The sequence below is a fragment of the Mesorhizobium sp. P2_D6 genome (genome assembly GCF_056404315.1).
The window spans coordinates 197,324-214,676 of record NZ_JBFUEG010000006.1; the positions used below are offsets into that span (position 1 = coordinate 197,324).

The following is a 17,353-nucleotide window of genomic DNA, read 5'->3' on the forward strand; positions in this document are numbered from 1 at the left end:
CTCGGCAGCAGACCGGACAGGCGCGAACGGGTGTCGGCATGGAGCTGAGGCCCAGGGGAGAGGAAACATGGCTCAGGCTCAGGAATTCGAAAAAGTTCTCTCGAGCAGCGACACAAGCGTTGCCGCCTTTGACGAGCACAAATCGGCCGTCAAGCGCATCCAGCATTTCCTGCACTCCACGCCGGCGGCGGTGCCGCTGATTGTGCTGGTCCTGTCGATCGTCATTTTCGGCATCGCCATCGGCGGACGTTTCTTTTCATCCTACACGCTGACGTTGATTCTGCAGCAGATCGCCATCGTCGGCATCCTCGGTGCCGCGCAGACATTGGTCATCCTGACCGCTGGCATCGACCTGTCGATCGGCGTGATCATGGTGATTTCGGCCGTGATCATGGGCAATTGCGCGGTCAGCTATGGCATGCCGGCCGTGCTCGCGGTGCCCATCGGGCTTGCCGCGGGCGCGGCCTGCGGCCTGCTCAACGGCCTGCTGGTCGCCTACATGAAGCTGCCGCCGTTCATCGTCACGCTCGGCACCTGGAACATCGTCATGGCGACGAACTTCATCTATTCGGCCAACGAGACGATCCGCGACACCGACGTCGACACCCAGGCGCCGCTGCTGCATCTCTTTGCCCTGAGCTTCAAGATCGGCACGGCGGTGCTGACGCTCGGCGTCATCGCCACGGTCGTGCTTGTGATGATCCTCTGGTACGTGCTCAATCACACGGCATGGGGCCGCCACGTCTACGCCGTTGGCGATGATCAGGAGGCGGCGAAGCTGTCTGGCATCCAGACCAAAAAGGTGTTGGTGACGGTCTACACCCTTGCCGGGTTGATCGCCGCTTTTGCGGCCTGGGTTTCCATCGGCCGCAACGGCTCGATCTCCCCTTCAGCCGCCGTCACCGATTACAATCTGCAGGCGATCACCGCGACGGTGATCGGCGGTATTTCACTCTTCGGCGGACGCGGCTCAATCCTCGGCACGCTTTTCGGCGCGATGATCGTCGGTGTCGTCTCGATGGGCCTCAACATGCTGGGCGCCGATCCGCAATGGAAGGTGCTGCTGACCGGTGTGCTGATCATCGGCGCCGTGGCGATCGACCAATGGATCAGAAAGGTTTCGGCATAATCATGACCCAGGAACCCATCCTCACCGCGCGCGGCCTGATCAAGCGCTACGGCCGCGTCACCGCCCTCGACAATGCCGACTTCGATCTCTACCCGGGCGAAATCCTGGCCGTCATCGGCGACAATGGCGCCGGCAAGTCATCGCTGATCAAGGCGATTTCCGGTGCCGCCGTGCCCGACGAGGGCGAGATCCGGCTTGAAGGTAAGGCCGTTTCCTTCAAATCGCCGATGGAGGCGCGCGAAGCCGGCATCGAGACGGTCTACCAGAACCTCGCTTTGTCGCCGGCGCTTTCCATCGCCGACAACATGTTCCTCGGCCGCGAGATCCGTAAACCCGGTTTCCTCGGCGACTGGCTGCGCATGCTCGACCGGCCGGCGATGGAAAAGCGCGCCCGCGACAAGCTCACCGAGCTTGGCCTGATGACCATCCAGAACATCAGCCAGGCGGTGGAAACGCTGTCCGGCGGCCAGCGCCAGGGCGTGGCGGTGGCGCGCGCCGCCGCTTTCGGCAGTCGCGTGGTGATCATGGATGAGCCGACCGCAGCACTTGGCGTCAAGGAGAGCCGTCGCGTGCTCGAACTGATCCTCGACGTCAAGAAACGCGGGCTGCCGATCGTGCTGATCTCGCACAACATGCCGCATGTCTTCGAAGTCGCCGACCGCATCCACATCCATCGGCTGGGACGTCGCCTCTGCGTCATCGATCCCAAGCAATATACGATGTCGGATGCCGTGGCTTTCATGACGGGAGCCAAGGTTCCGCCGGAGGCGGCGCTCGCGGCCTGATCCGCTCGACGGATAAATTGCCGCAGGGGCAACCGGCGGCATATCGATCTAAATCGATTGAATGTATGTTGCAATGCACTAGGATGGGCTGGGACTGACAGCGAAAGCCGGTATGATCGCAGCACGATCACGAGAGGCAGTATGACGCGAACAATGACAGCCAAAGCCCCTGTTCTCGAAATCCCCGATCCCAAGACGCTCGCCGACGAGGTGCTGTCGGCACTCAAATACCGGGTCGGCAAGGGCACCTCCGTCGCCACCCAATATGACTGGCTGACAGCCTCGATCAAGGTCGTGCGCGACCGCATCGTCGATCACTGGATGCAGGCGACGCAGGAGGCCTACGCCCAGCAGGAAAAGCGCGTCTACTATCTGTCGCTCGAATTCCTCATCGGCCGGCTGATGCGCGATGCCTTCTCCAATCTCGGCCTGATGGACAATATGCGCGAAGCGCTGAAGTCGCTGGGCGTCGACCTCGACCTCATCGCCGGGCTCGAGCCGGACGCTGCGCTCGGCAATGGCGGTCTCGGCCGGCTCGCCGCCTGCTTCATGGAAAGCATGGCGACTGTCGACATTCCCGCGCACGGCTACGGCATCCGCTACGCCAACGGCATGTTCCGCCAGGAAATCCATGACGGCTGGCAGGTCGAACTGCCCGAGACCTGGCTCGACCACGGCAACCCCTGGGAGTTCGAACGCCGCGAGCGCGCCTTCGAGGTCGGCTTCGGCGGTTCGGTGGAATCGATCACCTCCAAGGACGGAAGGCTTGAACGTCACGTCTGGAAGCCGACCGAGCATGTCCAGGCCGTCGCCTACGACACGCCGGTGGTCGGCTGGCGGGCCAACCGCGTCAACACGCTGCGGTTGTGGTCCGGCATGCCGATCGATCCGATCCTGCTCGACAAGTTCAACGCCGGCGACCACATCGGCGCGCTTGCCGAAAGCAACAAGGCCGATGCGCTGTCGCGCGTGCTTTACCCCGCCGATTCCCACAAGGCCGGGCAGGAACTGCGGCTGCGCCAGGAATACTTCTTCTCCACCGCCTCCCTGCAAGACATCGTCCAGCGCCATCTCAGCCAGTATGGCGATCTCGTGTCGCTGCCCGACAAGGCGGCGATCCATCTCAACGACACCCATCCGGCGATTGCCGTGGCGGAGCTGATGCGGCTCCTGATGGACGTCCACGGCATGGATTTCGACCAGGCCTGGGACATCACCAAGCGTACCTTCGGCTACACCAACCACACGCTGCTGCCCGAGGCGCTGGAAAGCTGGCCGGTGCCGCTGTTCGAGCGGCTTTTGCCGCGCCACATGCAGATCGTCTACGCCATCAATGCGCAGGTGCTGCTCGAAGCGCGCGCCACCAACCAGTTCTCCAATGAGCAGATCAGCCGCATCTCGCTGATCCAGGAAGCCGGCGACCGCCGTGTGCGCATGGGCAACCTCGCCTTTGTCGGCTCGCACTCGATCAACGGCGTGTCGGCGCTGCACACCGAGCTGATGAAGGAGACGGTGTTTGCCGACCTTCACAAGCTCTATCCCGAGCGCATCAACAACAAGACCAACGGCATCACGCCGCGGCGCTGGCTGATCCAGTGCAATCCGGGGCTGACCGCGCTCACCCGCGAGGCGATCGGCGACCGCTTCCTCGACAATATCGACGCCATCAAGGGGCTCGATGCCTTCGCCGACGACGCCGCGTTCCGCGACAAGTTCGCCGCCGTCAAGCGCTCCAACAAGGTCAAGCTCGCCAATCTCGTCGCCGATCGGCTCGGCATCAAGGTCGATCCGTCGGCGCTGTTCGACATCCAGGTCAAGCGCATCCACGAATACAAGCGCCAGCTGCTCAACATCCTGGAAGCCATCGCACTTTACGACCAGATCCGCTCGCATCCCGAGCGGGACTGGATGCCGCGCGTGAAATTCTTCGGCGGCAAGGCCGCGCCCAGCTATCACAACGCCAAGCTGATCATCAAACTCGCCAACGACGTCGCCAAGGTCATCAACAGCGACCCGTCGGTACGCGGTCTGCTGAAAGTGGTGTTCGTGCCGAACTACAATGTCAGCCTGGCCGAGGTGCTGATGCCGGCCGCCGACCTCTCCGAGCAGATCTCGACTGCCGGCATGGAAGCGTCGGGCACCGGCAACATGAAGTTCGCGCTGAACGGCGCCTTGACCATCGGCACGCTCGACGGCGCCAATGTCGAGATCAAGGAGTGCGTCGGCGACGACAACATCTTCATCTTCGGCCTGACCACAGCCGAGGTCGCCGAGCGCCGCAGCAATGGCTACAACCCGCGCGCGGTGATCGAAGGGTCGCCGGAACTGGCGCAGGCAGTCGCCGCCGTGTCGTCGGGCGTGTTCTCGCCCGACCAGCCGGACCGTTACCGCGAGTTGGTCGACGGTCTCTACAACAGCGACTGGTTCATGGTGGCCGCCGATTTCGACGCCTATGCCGCTACCCAGCGCGATGTCGACGCCGTCTGGCGCAACAGCCCCGACTGGTACGCACGCGCCATCCGCAACGTCGCCCGCGTCGGCTGGTTCTCTTCCGATCGCACGATCCGCCAATATGCGAAAGAAATCTGGAACGTGCCCGCCTGATATGATTGCATGAGGCCACGAACAACGTGGCCCAACTCCCCGGGAGGGAAATCGGCTGATGAGGAAACCGCGCGTGACCGCTGCGACAAGCGGGCCGGACGGGCTGGCGCCAGCCGGCGATGTCGCGGCGATTGTTGCCGGTACGCATGGCGATCCTTTTGCAATCCTGGGCGTGCATGAAGCCGGCAAGGGCTTCGTCGCCCGCTGCTTCGTGCCCAATGCCGAGTTCGTCACCGCCTATACGTTGACCGGCAAGGAGGTTGGCGAGCTCTCACGCCGCGACGACGCCGGGTTCTTCGAGGGCAAGGTTTCGATCCGCAAACGCCAGCCGCTGCGCTATCACGCCAAAAATGTCGGCGGCGACTGGTGGCTGACCGATCCCTATTCCTTCGGTCCGGTGCTCGGCCCGATGGACGACTATTACATCGCCCAAGGGTCGCACCTCAGGCTGTTCGACAAGCTCGGCGCCCATCTCATCGACCATGAAGGCGCGTCGGGCGTGCATTTCGCCGTCTGGGCGCCCAATGCGCGCCGCGTTTCGGTGGTCGGCGACTTCAACGAATGGGACGGCCGCCGGCACACGATGCGCGACCGCCGCGACACCGGCATCTGGGAACTGTTCATTCCCGATATCGGCGCCGGTCACCCCTACAAATACGAGATCATCGCCCCCGACGGCGTGCGCCTGCCACTGAAGGCCGATCCATTCGCCTTCAAGTCCGAACTGCGCCCGGCCACCGCTTCGGTGACGGCGGTGCCGCCGGCGCATGAATGGGGCGACGATGCGCATCGCAGCTACTGGCGCAAGGCCGATCCGCGGCGCGAAGCCATCTCGATCTACGAGGTCCACGCCGGCTCTTGGCAGCAGCATGATGATGGCAGCTTCCTGTCATGGGACGAACTCGCCGACCAGCTGATCCCCTATGCTGTCGAAACCGGCTTCACCCACATTGAATTCCTGCCGATCTCCGAACATCCCTATGACCCGTCATGGGGCTATCAGACAACCGGACTTTATGCGCCGTCGGCGCGCTTCGGCGATCCGGACGGCTTTGCCCGTTTCGTCGACGGTGCGCACCGCGCCGGCGTCGGCGTCATCCTCGACTGGGTGCCGGCGCATTTCCCGGTCGACGCGCATGGCCTGGCCAATTTCGACGGCACCGCGCTCTACGAGCATGCCGACCCGCGCAAGGGTTTTCATCCCGACTGGAACACCGCGATCTACAATTTCGGCCGCCGCGAAGTGGTGTCGTTCCTCGTCAACAATGCGCTGTTCTGGGCCGAGAAATACCATGTCGACGGTTTGCGCGTCGATGCGGTCGCCTCGATGCTCTACCTCGACTACTCGCGCAAAGCCGGCGAATGGATCCCCAACGAGAAAGGCGGCCGCGAAAACCTCGAAGCGGTCTCCTTCCTGCAGAAGATGAACAAGGAGCTCTACGGCCACCATCCCGGCGTGATGACGATCGCCGAGGAATCAACCTCATGGCCGAAAGTCTCGGCGCCGGTGCATGAAGGCGGGCTGGGTTTCGGCTTCAAGTGGAACATGGGCTTCATGCACGACACGCTGGAGTATTTCGCCAAGGAGCCGATCTTCCGCAAGCACCACCACAACGACCTTACCTTCGGCCTGACCTACGCCTTTTCAGAGAATTTCGTGCTGCCGCTCTCCCATGACGAGGTCGTGCACGGCAAAGGCACGCTGCTTGGCAAGATGGCCGGTGACGACTGGCAGAAATTCGCGACTTTGCGCGCCTTTTACGCCTTCATGTGGGGTTATCCCGGCAAGAAGCTGTTGTTCATGGGCCAGGAATTTGCCCAGCGCCGCGAATGGAGCGAGGCGCGCGCGCTCGACTGGAACCTGCTCGACTTCCGCCCGCATCGCGGCGTCTGGCAGACGGTGCGCGACCTCAACTATCTCTACCGCTCGCGCCCGGCGCTGCATGCGCGCGACTGCGAGCCGGACGGCTTTTCCTGGCTGATCGTCGACGACAAGGAAAACTCGGTCTTCGCCTGGCTGCGCAGTGCGCCTGACGGCAATCCTATCGCCGTCATTTCCAACTTCACGCCGGTGCCGCGCGACAATTATCGCGTGCCGTTGCCCAAGGTCGGCAAATGGCGCGAAATCATCAACACCGACGCTTCGGACTATGGTGGTTCAGGCAAGGGCAATGGTGGCGTGGTCGAAGCCAGGGCGGAGGGAGGAGGCATATCGGCAACGATGCTTTTGCCGCCGCTGTCGACGATCATGCTTGAACTCGTTGCGGACTAGGTCCGTCACGCGTTGCGACTGAGCGATGCTCCAGACTGGTAATTTGGGAGGGTAAAAATGGCAGACTTGAAGAGAACCCAGCCGCTGGCGCGCGATGCCATGGCCTATGTGCTGGCCGGCGGCCGCGGCAGCCGGCTCAAGGAATTGACCGACCGGCGCGCCAAGCCTGCTGTCTATTTCGGCGGCAAGACGCGCATCATCGATTTCGCGCTGTCCAATGCGCTGAATTCCGGCATTCGCCGCCTCGGTGTCGCCACCCAGTACAAGGCGCATTCGCTGATCCGCCATCTGCAGCGCGGCTGGAACTTCCTGCGCCCCGAACGCAACGAAAGCTTTGACATTCTACCGGCCTCGCAGCGTGTCTCGGAAACCCAGTGGTATGAAGGCACGGCCGACGCCGTCTACCAGAACATCGACATCATCGAGGCCTACGGCCCCGAATACATGGTCATCCTCGCCGGCGACCACATCTACAAGATGGACTACGAACTGATGCTGCGCCAGCACGTCGACGCCAACGCCGACGTTACCGTCGGCTGTCTCGAAGTGCCGCGCATGGAAGCGACCGGCTTCGGCGTCATGCACGTCGACGGCAAGGATAACATCATCGCCTTCGTCGAAAAGCCCGCCGATCCGCCCGGCATTCCCGACAAACCGGAATTCGCGCTGGCCTCGATGGGCATCTATGTCTTCAAGACCAAGTTCCTGATGGAGCAACTGCGCCGCGATGCCGCCGAGCCGGGTTCGAGCCGCGACTTCGGCAAGGACATCATCCCCTATATCGTCCAGCACGGTAAGGCGATCGCGCATCGCTTCGCCAAATCCTGCGTGCGCTCGACCGCCGAGAACGAGGCCTATTGGCGTGACGTCGGCACGGTCGACGCCTATTGGGAAGCCAATATCGACTTGACCGATATTACCCCTGAACTCGATCTCTACGACCGCGACTGGCCGATCTGGACCTATGCCGAATTGAAGCCGCCGGCAAAGTTCGTGCATGACGAGGATGGCCGGCGCGGTTCGGCCGTCTCCTCGCTGGTATCAGGCGATTGCATCGTCTCGGGTGCTTCGCTGAAGCGCAGCCTGATCTTTACCGGCGCGCGCATCAACTCCTATTCGACGCTGGAAGAAGTCGTCATGCTGCCCGACGTTCATGTCGGCCGGAACGCAAAGTTGAAGCGCGTCGTCATCGACCACGGTGTAAGGATACCGGAAGGTTTGGTGGTCGGCGAAGACCCCGCTCTCGACGCCAAGCGCTTCCGCGTTTCGGAAAAGGGCATCTGCCTGGTCACGCAGGACATGATCGACAAGCTGAAGCTTTGAAGCAATTCCAGGAAAAGTGTGAAACGGTTTTCCGTCCGGAATTGCGCAAAACAAAGAGTTAGACAGGATACCATAAACGCATGCAGGTTCTGTCGGTCACGCCCGAAATTTTCCCGCTGATCAAGACCGGCGGACTTGCCGACGTGACCGGCGCACTGCCGATCGCCCTTGCCGCCAAGGGCATGACGATGCGCACGCTCATTCCCGGCTTTCCGCAGGTGATGGACGCCTTCAAGAAAAGGAAGGCCGTCTACCAGTACCCGCTGCTGCAGGGCGGCAAGGCTTCGGTCCATGCCGTCAAGATTGCCGGGCTCGATCTGTTCGTGCTTGACGCGCCGCATCTCTACGACCGTCCGGGCGGCCCTTACGGCAACGCGGCCGGCGCCGACTGGCCCGACAACTGGCGGCGCTTCGCGGCGTTGAGCCAGGTCGGCGGCGATATCGCCGGCGGCGCCATTTCCGGTTACCAGCCCGATCTCGTCCATGCCCATGACTGGCAGTCGGCGATGACGCTGGCCTATATGCGATACGGCAAGGCGGTCGGCGTGCCGTCGCTGATCACTGTGCACAACCTTGCCTTCCAGGGCCAGTTCGGCGCCGGCATCTTCGGTGAGCTCGGCCTGCCGGCGGTGGCGATGGCGCTTGACGGCGTTGAGTATTATGGCGGCGTCGGCTTCCTCAAGGCCGGCCTGCAGGCCGCCTGGGCGATCACCACGGTCAGCCCGACTTACGCGCAGGAAATCCGCTCGCCCGAATTCGGCATGGGCCTCGACGGCCTGATCAACATGCGATCCTCGGACCTCTACGGCATCGTCAACGGCATCGACACCGACATCTGGAACCCCGAGACCGACAAGCATCTGGTGTCGGCCTATTCCGCGCAGACGCTCAAGGCTCGCCTTCCCAACCGGGCGGTTGTCGAGGACCGTTTCAATCTGGAGCACGACGACAGCCCGATCGTCTGCGTGATCAGCCGGCTGACCTGGCAAAAGGGCATGGACATACTGGCAGCGGTGGTCGACGGCGTCGTCGCCACCGGCGCGCGGCTGGCGATCCTCGGCTCGGGTGACGCCGGCCTCGAAGGCGCGCTGCTTGCCGCCGCAGCCCGCCATCGCGGCCGCGTCGGCGTTGTCGTCGGTTACGACGAGGGTTTGTCCCACATTATGCAAGGCGGCTGCGACGCCATTGTCATCCCGTCGCGCTTCGAGCCCTGCGGGCTGACCCAGCTTTACGGCCTGCGCTACGGCTGCGTGCCGGTCGTTGCCCGTACCGGCGGCCTTGCCGACACCATCATAGACGCCAACGAAGCCGCGATCTCGGCAGGTGTAGCCACCGGTTTCCAGTTCGCGCCCAACAATGGCGGCGCCATGCTGCACGCCATCCGCCGGCTGGTCGACGCGCATGCGAGCCCGGCCGTCTGGGAACAGATCCAGCGCCAGGGCATGAAAGCCGATGTTTCCTGGGACAAGAGCGCCGACAAATACGTTGAACTCTACCGCCTGTTGCTTTCGAAAAGGGTTGCCTGAAGCATGATCCGGACCGTCGCCACCAAACCCTATCTTGACCAAAAACCCGGCACGTCCGGCCTGCGCAAGAAGGTGCCTGTCTTCCAGCAGGAGCACTATGCCGAGAATTTCATCCAGTCGATCTTCGACGCGCTCGATGGCTTCAAGGGCAAGACGCTGGTGATTGGCGGCGACGGCCGCTTCTACAACCGCGAGGTCATCCAGAAAGCCATCGCCATGGCGGCGGCCAACGGCTTCGGCAAGGTGATGGTCGGGCAGGGCGGCATATTGTCGACGCCGGCCGCCTCGCATGTCATCCGCAAATACAAGACCTTCGGCGGCATCATCCTGTCGGCCAGCCACAATCCAGGCGGCCCGCATGAGGATTTCGGCATCAAGTACAATGCCGGCAATGGCGGCCCGGCGCCGGAAAAACTGACCGACGCGATCTTCGAAAAGACCAAGACGATTTCGAGCTTCAAGACCGCCGACATCGCGGCGATCGACATCGACAAAATCGGCACCGTCGAGGCCGGTGGCATGACGGTGGAGGTGATCGATCCGGTCACCGACTATGCCGAGCTGATGGAAAGCCTGTTCGATTTCGACGCCATCCGCGCCAATTTCAAATACGGCTTTCGCATGCGCTTCGACGCCATGCATGCGGTCACCGGTCCCTATGCCAAGGAAATCCTCGAACGCCGGCTTGGCGCGGAGAACGGCACTTGCCGCAACTACAAGCCGCTGCCGGATTTCGGCGGCCATCACCCCGACCCCAACCTGGTCCACGCCAAGCACCTCTACGACGAGATGATGGGACCGGACGCGCCGGATTTCGGCGCCGCCTCCGATGGTGACGGCGACCGCAATCTGATCATCGGCAAGGGCATCTTCGTCACCCCCTCGGATTCGGTGGCGATGCTTGCCGCCAATGCGCAACTGGCGCCGGGCTACAAGGACGGCCTCAAAGGCATCGCCCGCTCGATGCCGACCAGCGGCGCTGCCGACCGCGTCGCCGAAAAGCTCGGCATCGGCATTTATGAAACGCCGACCGGCTGGAAGTTCTTCGGCAATCTGCTCGATGCCGGGATGGCGACGATCTGCGGCGAGGAAAGTGCCGGCACCGGTTCCAACCATGTCCGCGAGAAGGACGGGCTGTGGGCAGTGCTGTTGTGGCTCAACATCCTGGCGGTGCGCGGCGAAAGCGCCAAGCAGGTGGTCACCGAGCACTGGGCGACCTATGGCCGCAACTATTATTCGCGCCACGACTATGAAGAGGTGGAGACCGAACGCGCCAATGTCCTGGTCGACGAGTTGCGCGCCAAGCTGACCTCGCTGCCTGGCACCAGCGTGCGCGGCCTGAAGATCGCCAATGCCGACGACTTCGCCTATCACGATCCGGTCGACGGTTCGGTGAGCAAGAACCAGGGCATAAGGATCCTGTTCGAAGGCGGCTCGCGCGTCGTCTTCCGCCTCTCGGGCACCGGCACTTCAGGCGCGACGCTGCGCGTCTATATCGAGCGCTACGAGCCGGACGGAGCGAGGCACGATCTCGACACGCAAGAGGCGCTTGCCGACCTGATTGCGGCGGCGGATGATATTGCCGGGATCAAGAGCCACACCGGCCGCAACAAGCCGAGCGTGATTACTTGAGAGTGGTGCGGCGCGCCTCTCCTTCTCCCCTTGTGGGAGAAGGTGGCCGAGCGAAGCTCGGCCGGATGAGGGGTGCTCCAGCTTGGCGCACACCATCGTTTCAAGCACCAATGCCTCATTCCTTCCAGCACCCCTCATCCGTATCGGCGCTGCGCGCCGATCCACCTTCTCCCACAAGGGGAGAAGGGGAGCCGCGCCCATGACCCATCTCGGCGCAACCATCACCCGCGATGGCATCCGCTTCGCCGCCTGGTCGTCGTCGGCACGGCGTCTTTGGGTGTCGATCTTCGACGGCACCGGCGCCCGCGAAACCGACCGGCTTGAGCTTCAGCCGGAAGGCGAGGGCGTTTTTGCCTTGTCAGTCGCCGGCTTTGCCGGCGGCACCCGCTATGGCTTTCGCGCCGATGGCGATTATGCGCCCGAACGCGGCCTGTGGTTCGATCCCGACAAGCTGCTCACCGATCCCTACGCCATCGAAATCGACCGGCCGTACCAGTATCACTGGCGGCTCACGGCCAAACGCAACGAAGGCGCCGACACCGCGCAGCTCATGCCCAAGGCAATTGCCGTGGCTTCGCCCAAGGTCGTGCCGGCCAAGCCGCCGCTGTTCAAGCCCGGCGGCCTGATCTACGAACTCAATGTCCGTTCCTTCACCAGGTTGCATCCCGACGTGCCGGAAGTGCAGCGCGGCACCATCGCGTCACTTGCTCATCCCGCCATCATCGAGCACCTCAAGAAGATAGGCGTCTCCGCCGTCGAACTGATGCCGGTGACGGCATGGATCGACGAGCGGCATCTGCCGCCGCTCGGCTTGAGCAACGCCTGGGGCTACAACCCGGTCACCTTCATGGCCCTCGACCCGCGCCTGGCGCCGGGCGGCCTGACCGAATTGCGCGACACGGTGGCTGCGCTGCGCAAGGCCGGCATCGGCACCATCCTCGATCTCGTCTTCAACCACACCGGTGAGAGCGATCGGCTCGGCCCGACGCTATCGCTGCGCGGCCTCGACAACCGTGCCTACTATAGGCATGAGACCGACAACCGCCTGGTCAATGACACCGGCACCGGCAACACGGTCGCCTGTGACCATCCTATCGTTCGGGAGATGGTGCACGATACGCTCCGTCATTTCGTCCGCTACGCTGGCGTCGACGGTTTCCGCTTCGATTTGGCGCCGATCCTCGGCCGCGTCGATGGCATTTTCGATCCTGAAGCACCTTTGCTTCAAGCCATTGCTGCCGACCCGATCCTTGCCGATAGGGTGCTGATCGCCGAGCCCTGGGACATCGGCCCGAACGGCTACCAGCTCGGCAATTTCCGCCCGCCATACCTCGAATGGAACGACCGCTACCGCGACGACGTCAGGCGCTTCTGGCGCGGCGATGCCGGCGCGGTCGGCGCGCTGGCGACCAGGCTCGCCGGTTCGTCGGACGTGTTCGGCAGGGAGGGTCAACCGGCCAGCCGCACTGTCAATTTCATCGCCGCGCATGACGGCATGACTTTGGCCGACATCGTCACCTATGAGGCCAAGCACAACCAGGCCAATGGCGAGAAGAACCGTGACGGCCACAATGAGAACCTGTCGTGGAACAATGGCGTCGAGGGCGAGACCCCTGACAAGGCGGTTGCCGAGGCCCGTTCCGGTGACTGCCGAGCGCTGCTCGCCACCTTGTTTGCCTCGCGCGGTACGATCATGCTGACGGCGGGCGACGAATTCGGCCGCACGCAAAAGGGCAACAACAACGCCTACGCACAGGACAACGCCATCACCTGGCTCGACTGGGCCGGGCGCGACCTCGTGCTGGAAGCCCATGTGTCGGCGCTCGCCGCACTGCGCCGCGCTGCGCCAGCGCTTTCTGACACGCGCTTCCTGACCGGGGAGCCGCCGACTGGTTCTGATGTGCCCGATGTCGCCTGGCTGACCGAGACCGGCGCGCTGCTCAGTGAGGCCGACTGGAACGATGCCTCGCGCTACCGTCTCGTCATGCTGCTTGGCAATACGGCGGAAGGCCGCCTGGCCGTCATCGTCAATGGCGACCGCCGCCAATGCGTCTTTACGCTGCCCGTGCGGGAAGGATTCCAATGGCAGCCGGCCGTTGAAACGCAGGCGGTCGACCTTGCGCGCCCGCTGCCCGGCCGCAGTGTCAGTTTCATGATCGAGCGCCGGACCGCAAAGGTCCGCGCCAGGAAGGGTTCGTGATGGCCGATGGCAATGCCCAGTCGGGACCTGAAGAAGCCGACTGGTGGCGCGGCTGCGTCATCTACCAGATCTACCCGCGCTCGTTCCAGGATACGACAGGCGACGGCAGCGGCGACCTCGTAGGCGTCACATCGCGGCTGGCGCACGTCGCCTCGCTCGGCGTCGACGCCGTTTGGCTGTCGCCCTTCTTCAAGTCGCCAATGGCCGACATGGGCTACGACGTCTCTGACTATCAGGCGGTCGATCCGATGTTCGGTACGCTCGATGATTTTGACGCGCTGGTGGCCGAGGCGCACCGGCTCGGCCTGAAGGTGATCATCGACCAGGTGCTGTCGCACTCCTCCGACAAACATGAATGGTTCGTCGAAAGCCGATCGAGTCGCGACAACCCCAAGGCCGACTGGTACGTCTGGGCCGACACCAAACCCGACGGCAACGCCCCCAACAACTGGCTCTCGGTTTTCGGCGGCCCGGCCTGGGAGTGGGACGCGACCCGCCGGCAATACTACATGCACAATTTTCTCGCCTCGCAGCCGGACCTCAACTTCCACAATCCGGAGGTCCAGGACGCGCTGCTCGACACGGTGCGGTTCTGGCTCGACCGCGGCGTCGACGGCTTCCGCCTGGACACGGTAAACTACTATGTCCATGACCGCTGGCTGCGTAGCAATCCGCCTTTGGCGTCGAGCGTCGCCGGCACCAATGGCGAAACCAACACCTATCTCTTCCAGGAACATCTGTTCGACAAGTCGCAGCCGGAGAACCTCGGTTTCCTCCGGCGCTTTCGCGCTCTGCTCGACGAGTATGACGGCCGCGCCAGTGTCGGCGAGGTCGGCGACGAAAGCCGTTCGCTGCAGACGCTGGCCGCCTACACCTCCGGCGGCGACAAGCTCAACATGTGCTACACGTTCGATCTGCTTGGGGCACAATTCTCGCCTGCCCATGTGCGCGGCTGCGTCGAGGCGTTTGAAACAGCGGTTGCCGATGGCTGGGTCTGCTGGGCGTTTTCCAACCACGATGTCGTGCGCCATGTCAGCCGCTGGACGCGGCCGGGCGGCGATCCGGATGCGGTGGCGAAATTCTCGATCGCTCTGCTCGCCTGCTTGCGCGGATCGATCTGCCTCTATCAAGGCGAGGAGCTTGGGCTGCAGGAGGCGGAACTGACCTTCGAGGATCTGCGTGATCCCTTCGGCATCCGCTTCTGGCCGACGGTCAAAGGCAGGGACGGCTGCCGCACGCCGATGGTCTGGGAAGCGGGCGCCGACAATGCCGGTTTTTCCTCGGCCAAGCCCTGGCTGCCGGTGCCTGCAAGCCAGCGGGCCCGGGCGGTCGACGTCCAGAATGGCGACGAAAATTCCGTGCTCGCCGGCTACCGGATGATGCTGGCCTTGCGCAAGGCGCATCCGGCTCTGGTCAAGGGTTCGATCCGTTTTCTCGATACCGAGGGCGATGTTCTTGCCTTCATCAGGCAGGGCGAGGGCGAGACATTGCTCTGCGTCTTCAATTTCGCCGACGAGCCGGCCGACTGGCCACTGCCGCCGGATTTCGGGCCCGTCGTGGCGATAGCTCCGGGTGGCGGTGCGGTCCTACAGGATGAGGGGCTGTCGCTACCGGCGCTGGGCTGGTTTGTCGGACGAACCGGCTAGCTAACCTATAGATCGGGCCTATTGCACCAGAACGGAGCGGCCGCAGGTCGCGCCGGTGACCCGGACATCGGCCTGGCCGACGCTCACACCGAGCGCTGCGAGCACATTGTAGACCAGCGCGTCGACAGGCGCCGTCACGCTGTTCAGCAGTGCCACCACAGCCGGCTTGACCGTTCCAAGCAGGGCGCTGAGGTTGATCGGCAGGCCCAGCACGTTGGCCGTCAGCGACAGATTCTTGACCAGCGAGGTGGTCAGCGACTGCGTCAGGTTCTGCGTTGAGACGGTCTTGATCGTCTTGGCGGTGATGTCGCTATACTTGAAGACCAGATCCGTCGAGTTCATGTTGGTCATCGCAAACGCCGCAGAGCCCTTCACCGACAAGAGCGGGACGAGCAGCAGCCTCACCGTAGCGATTTCGGTGTTGTAGAAGGATTGCGGTTTGGTGAAATCGGCGAAGGCGCCGGGATTGCCGTCGGCACTGCTGGCCGCGAGATGCGCTTCGACGACACCGGGGCGCGTGGCGATGGTGACCTTGATGCTCTCGGGACGGCCCGTCGGACAGCTTATGTCCGTCAGCTTGGCCTCCGCATAGGCGATTTCGATATGCAGCGGCAGGGTGACGGAGAGCAGGCTGATGCCGCCGCCGATATTGCTGTTGCCGACGGTGACCGACGCCAGAAGCTTGATGCGTGTCTGCGCGGTGCGCACCACGGTGCCGGCCTCGCCGACAGCCAGCCATGGCGAGGATTGCATCGGCTCGCCAATGGCGACGTTGAGCGTCGTGGCGGTGAGGCCAGGCACGGTGACGCCAAGGTCGAGCTGGGCCTGGTTGGTGCCGTTGGCAAGGGAGGCTGCGGCCGTCAGCATCCCCATGGCGCTGGTATCGACCCCCAGACCCGAGGGCTTTTGCCCGAGACCCAGGCGGCCGACCGAGCCGAGGTCGACAAGGTGGCTGAGCGGAATCTGGACCGTGCTGGTGGCCTTCGAGGCCACCGACTGCAAGGCCAGCTTGGCCGTGTTGCCAAGCCCCGGGACATTGGCCATGGCGGTTGCGATCTGGCCGATGCTGGCCTTTGAAGCCAGCACATCCGAATAGGATACACCGGTCATGTTCAACTGAACCGCGAGCGCGTCGACAAAGGAAAGCACGTTGATGTCGGCCGCGATCAGGGAATTATAGTCCATCACGCTGAGCGAGATGTTGCCGCCCACCAGTCCCTTGAGGAGCGCATTGAGCAGGCCGTCATTGACGCTGACCAGCCTCGAGCCGACCGAGAATGTCGCCTGCGCCTGGGCATTTGCGGTGGCCATCGTGCCGATGACCGGCGGGGCCATGAGCGAGGTGCCGAAATAGAGCGTGCCCTGCTTCTTCAGGAACACGCGCACGGCGTTGTAGGGCAGCTTGCCCGCTTCGAACCGGCTGCCGGCGGCGATCGAACTCAAACCGGTGTAGCGCCCCGGCACAATCTGGACCACCGCCTTGGTGGCTGTTGGCGCGGCGGTTGTCCCGTCTTTCTGCACGGCAACCGAGCTGATGCCATTGTCCTTCAGCGTCGTCAGCACCGCCGTTTCAACGTTGGCAAGATTGGCCGCAGCAGTGATCGCCGCCAGGTCGACGATCGACTGCGCTGCGCGGCGCTCGTTGAATAGGGCGCCTTGGTCGACGGCGAACGCCGTCAGGACCAGCGCGACGGGCGCGCAGAGCGCCGTCATGACAGCGAAATTGGCCCGCTTCTCGCGCAGCAGCCGCCGGCATATCTGCCACATTCCAGCAACGGCACTACGCATCAGATGCCCCCGACCCGGATCGTCGATTGGCGTTGAATGGTCATGCCCGGCATCGCCAGATTGGGGAACAGATTCCAGATCGGCAAATTGCGTGCGTCGTAGCTGACCGAGACCACGAACTGACTGCCATCGGCGACGCTGTCCTTGGCGTCGACCGTCAGTTTCGTGGCATCGACGAAGGGATAACCATTGACATCGTTGTTGAAGTTGGTCACCAGCGTCTTGCGTTCAGTGGCGTTCAGCCCCGCAATCGCCGTTCGCGCCGCATCCGCCGCGATTTGCTGGACCGAATGGCTGGCGCCGAAATAGATGCCATATGCAACCATTCCGAGTAGAAGCAGGATGAACAAAGGCGCCAGCATGGCGAATTCGATCGCCGAGGTCCCCGAGGCGTTCGCCCGGAAACGACACCACAAAGCGGGGAGTTTTGGGTTCTGCAGCATACTGC

General features: G+C 63.3%; 11 protein-coding genes. 9 read left to right on the plus strand and 2 right to left on the minus strand.

Features of this window, described 5'->3' with window-relative positions:
• The first annotated feature begins 67 nt into the window (after nt 1-67).
• The 9 genes from AC1D1L_RS15335 (at nt 68) to bglA (ending at nt 15,117) form a co-directional block, all read left to right on the plus strand.
• Nucleotides 68-1,129 carry an ABC transporter permease gene (locus AC1D1L_RS15335; protein WP_477342433.1) on the plus strand — a complete coding sequence of 354 codons (1,062 nt, stop codon included), beginning with the start codon at nt 68-70 and terminating at the stop codon, nt 1,127-1,129.
• A gap of 2 nt (nt 1,130-1,131) precedes the next feature.
• Nucleotides 1,132-1,914, plus strand: a complete 783-nt coding sequence (locus tag AC1D1L_RS15340; protein ID WP_477285648.1) for an ATP-binding cassette domain-containing protein — start codon at nt 1,132-1,134, stop codon at nt 1,912-1,914.
• A gap of 141 nt (nt 1,915-2,055) precedes the next feature.
• Entirely contained in the window at nt 2,056-4,518 is a 2,463-nt protein-coding gene (locus AC1D1L_RS15345) for a glycogen/starch/alpha-glucan phosphorylase (protein ID WP_477342434.1), read from the plus strand.
• 58 nt (nt 4,519-4,576) lie between these two features.
• Nucleotides 4,577-6,790: a 1,4-alpha-glucan branching protein GlgB gene (glgB, locus tag AC1D1L_RS15350; RefSeq protein ID WP_477342435.1), complete on the plus strand. Its 2,214-nt coding sequence runs from the start codon at nt 4,577-4,579 to the stop codon at nt 6,788-6,790.
• A gap of 57 nt (nt 6,791-6,847) precedes the next feature.
• The gene (glgC, locus tag AC1D1L_RS15355; RefSeq protein WP_112564064.1) at nt 6,848-8,113 is read left to right on the plus strand and encodes a glucose-1-phosphate adenylyltransferase; all 1,266 of its coding nucleotides are present in this window, start codon (nt 6,848-6,850) and stop codon (nt 8,111-8,113) included.
• Between the two features lie 80 nt (nt 8,114-8,193).
• Complete coding sequence (gene glgA, locus AC1D1L_RS15360) at nt 8,194-9,639, plus strand: glycogen synthase GlgA (protein WP_352559959.1); 1,446 nt, start codon at nt 8,194-8,196, stop codon at nt 9,637-9,639.
• A 3-nt stretch (nt 9,640-9,642) separates the two neighbouring features.
• Nucleotides 9,643-11,271, plus strand: a complete 1,629-nt coding sequence (locus tag AC1D1L_RS15365; RefSeq protein ID WP_477342436.1) for an alpha-D-glucose phosphate-specific phosphoglucomutase — start codon at nt 9,643-9,645, stop codon at nt 11,269-11,271.
• A gap of 199 nt (nt 11,272-11,470) precedes the next feature.
• On the plus strand, nt 11,471-13,471 hold the full coding sequence (gene glgX, locus AC1D1L_RS15370; protein WP_477342437.1) for a glycogen debranching protein GlgX: 2,001 nt from the start codon (nt 11,471-11,473) through the stop codon (nt 13,469-13,471).
• Nucleotides 13,471-15,117 carry a beta-galactosidase BglA gene (gene bglA / locus AC1D1L_RS15375; RefSeq protein ID WP_477342438.1) on the plus strand — a complete coding sequence of 549 codons (1,647 nt, stop codon included), beginning with the start codon at nt 13,471-13,473 and terminating at the stop codon, nt 15,115-15,117. Before glgX ends, bglA begins: the two co-directional genes overlap by 1 nt.
• An 18-nt stretch (nt 15,118-15,135) precedes the next feature.
• On the opposite strand, the gene AC1D1L_RS15380 is transcribed toward bglA, so the two are convergent.
• A complete protein-coding gene (locus tag AC1D1L_RS15380; protein WP_477342439.1) occupies nt 15,136-16,905 on the minus strand; it encodes a pilus assembly protein TadG-related protein in 1,770 nt (589 codons plus the stop codon).
• A complete protein-coding gene (locus AC1D1L_RS15385) occupies nt 16,905-17,267 on the minus strand; it encodes a TadE/TadG family type IV pilus assembly protein (RefSeq protein WP_477342440.1) in 363 nt (120 codons plus the stop codon). Before AC1D1L_RS15385 ends, AC1D1L_RS15380 begins: the two co-directional genes overlap by 1 nt.
• Nucleotides 17,268-17,353: the final 86 nt, after the last annotated feature.

Bases quoted from the DNA above. Each gene is read 5' to 3' on its own strand.
- AC1D1L_RS15345 (WP_477342434.1), top strand. From the start codon at position 2,056: ATGACGCGAACAATGACAGCCAAAGCCCCTGTTCTCGAAATCCCCGAT.
- AC1D1L_RS15365 (WP_477342436.1), top strand. From the start codon at position 9,643: ATGATCCGGACCGTCGCCACCAAACCCTATCTTGACCAAAAACCCGGC.
- glgB (WP_477342435.1), top strand. From the start codon at position 4,577: ATGAGGAAACCGCGCGTGACCGCTGCGACAAGCGGGCCGGACGGGCTG.
- glgX (WP_477342437.1), top strand. From the start codon at position 11,471: ATGACCCATCTCGGCGCAACCATCACCCGCGATGGCATCCGCTTCGCC.
- AC1D1L_RS15335 (WP_477342433.1), top strand. From the start codon at position 68: ATGGCTCAGGCTCAGGAATTCGAAAAAGTTCTCTCGAGCAGCGACACA.
- AC1D1L_RS15385 (WP_477342440.1), bottom strand. From the start codon at position 17,267: ATGCTGGCGCCTTTGTTCATCCTGCTTCTACTCGGAATGGTTGCATAT.
- glgC (WP_112564064.1), top strand. From the start codon at position 6,848: ATGGCAGACTTGAAGAGAACCCAGCCGCTGGCGCGCGATGCCATGGCC.
- glgA (WP_352559959.1), top strand. From the start codon at position 8,194: ATGCAGGTTCTGTCGGTCACGCCCGAAATTTTCCCGCTGATCAAGACC.
- AC1D1L_RS15380 (WP_477342439.1), bottom strand. From the start codon at position 16,905: ATGCGTAGTGCCGTTGCTGGAATGTGGCAGATATGCCGGCGGCTGCTG.
- AC1D1L_RS15340 (WP_477285648.1), top strand. From the start codon at position 1,132: ATGACCCAGGAACCCATCCTCACCGCGCGCGGCCTGATCAAGCGCTAC.
- bglA (WP_477342438.1), top strand. From the start codon at position 13,471: ATGGCCGATGGCAATGCCCAGTCGGGACCTGAAGAAGCCGACTGGTGG.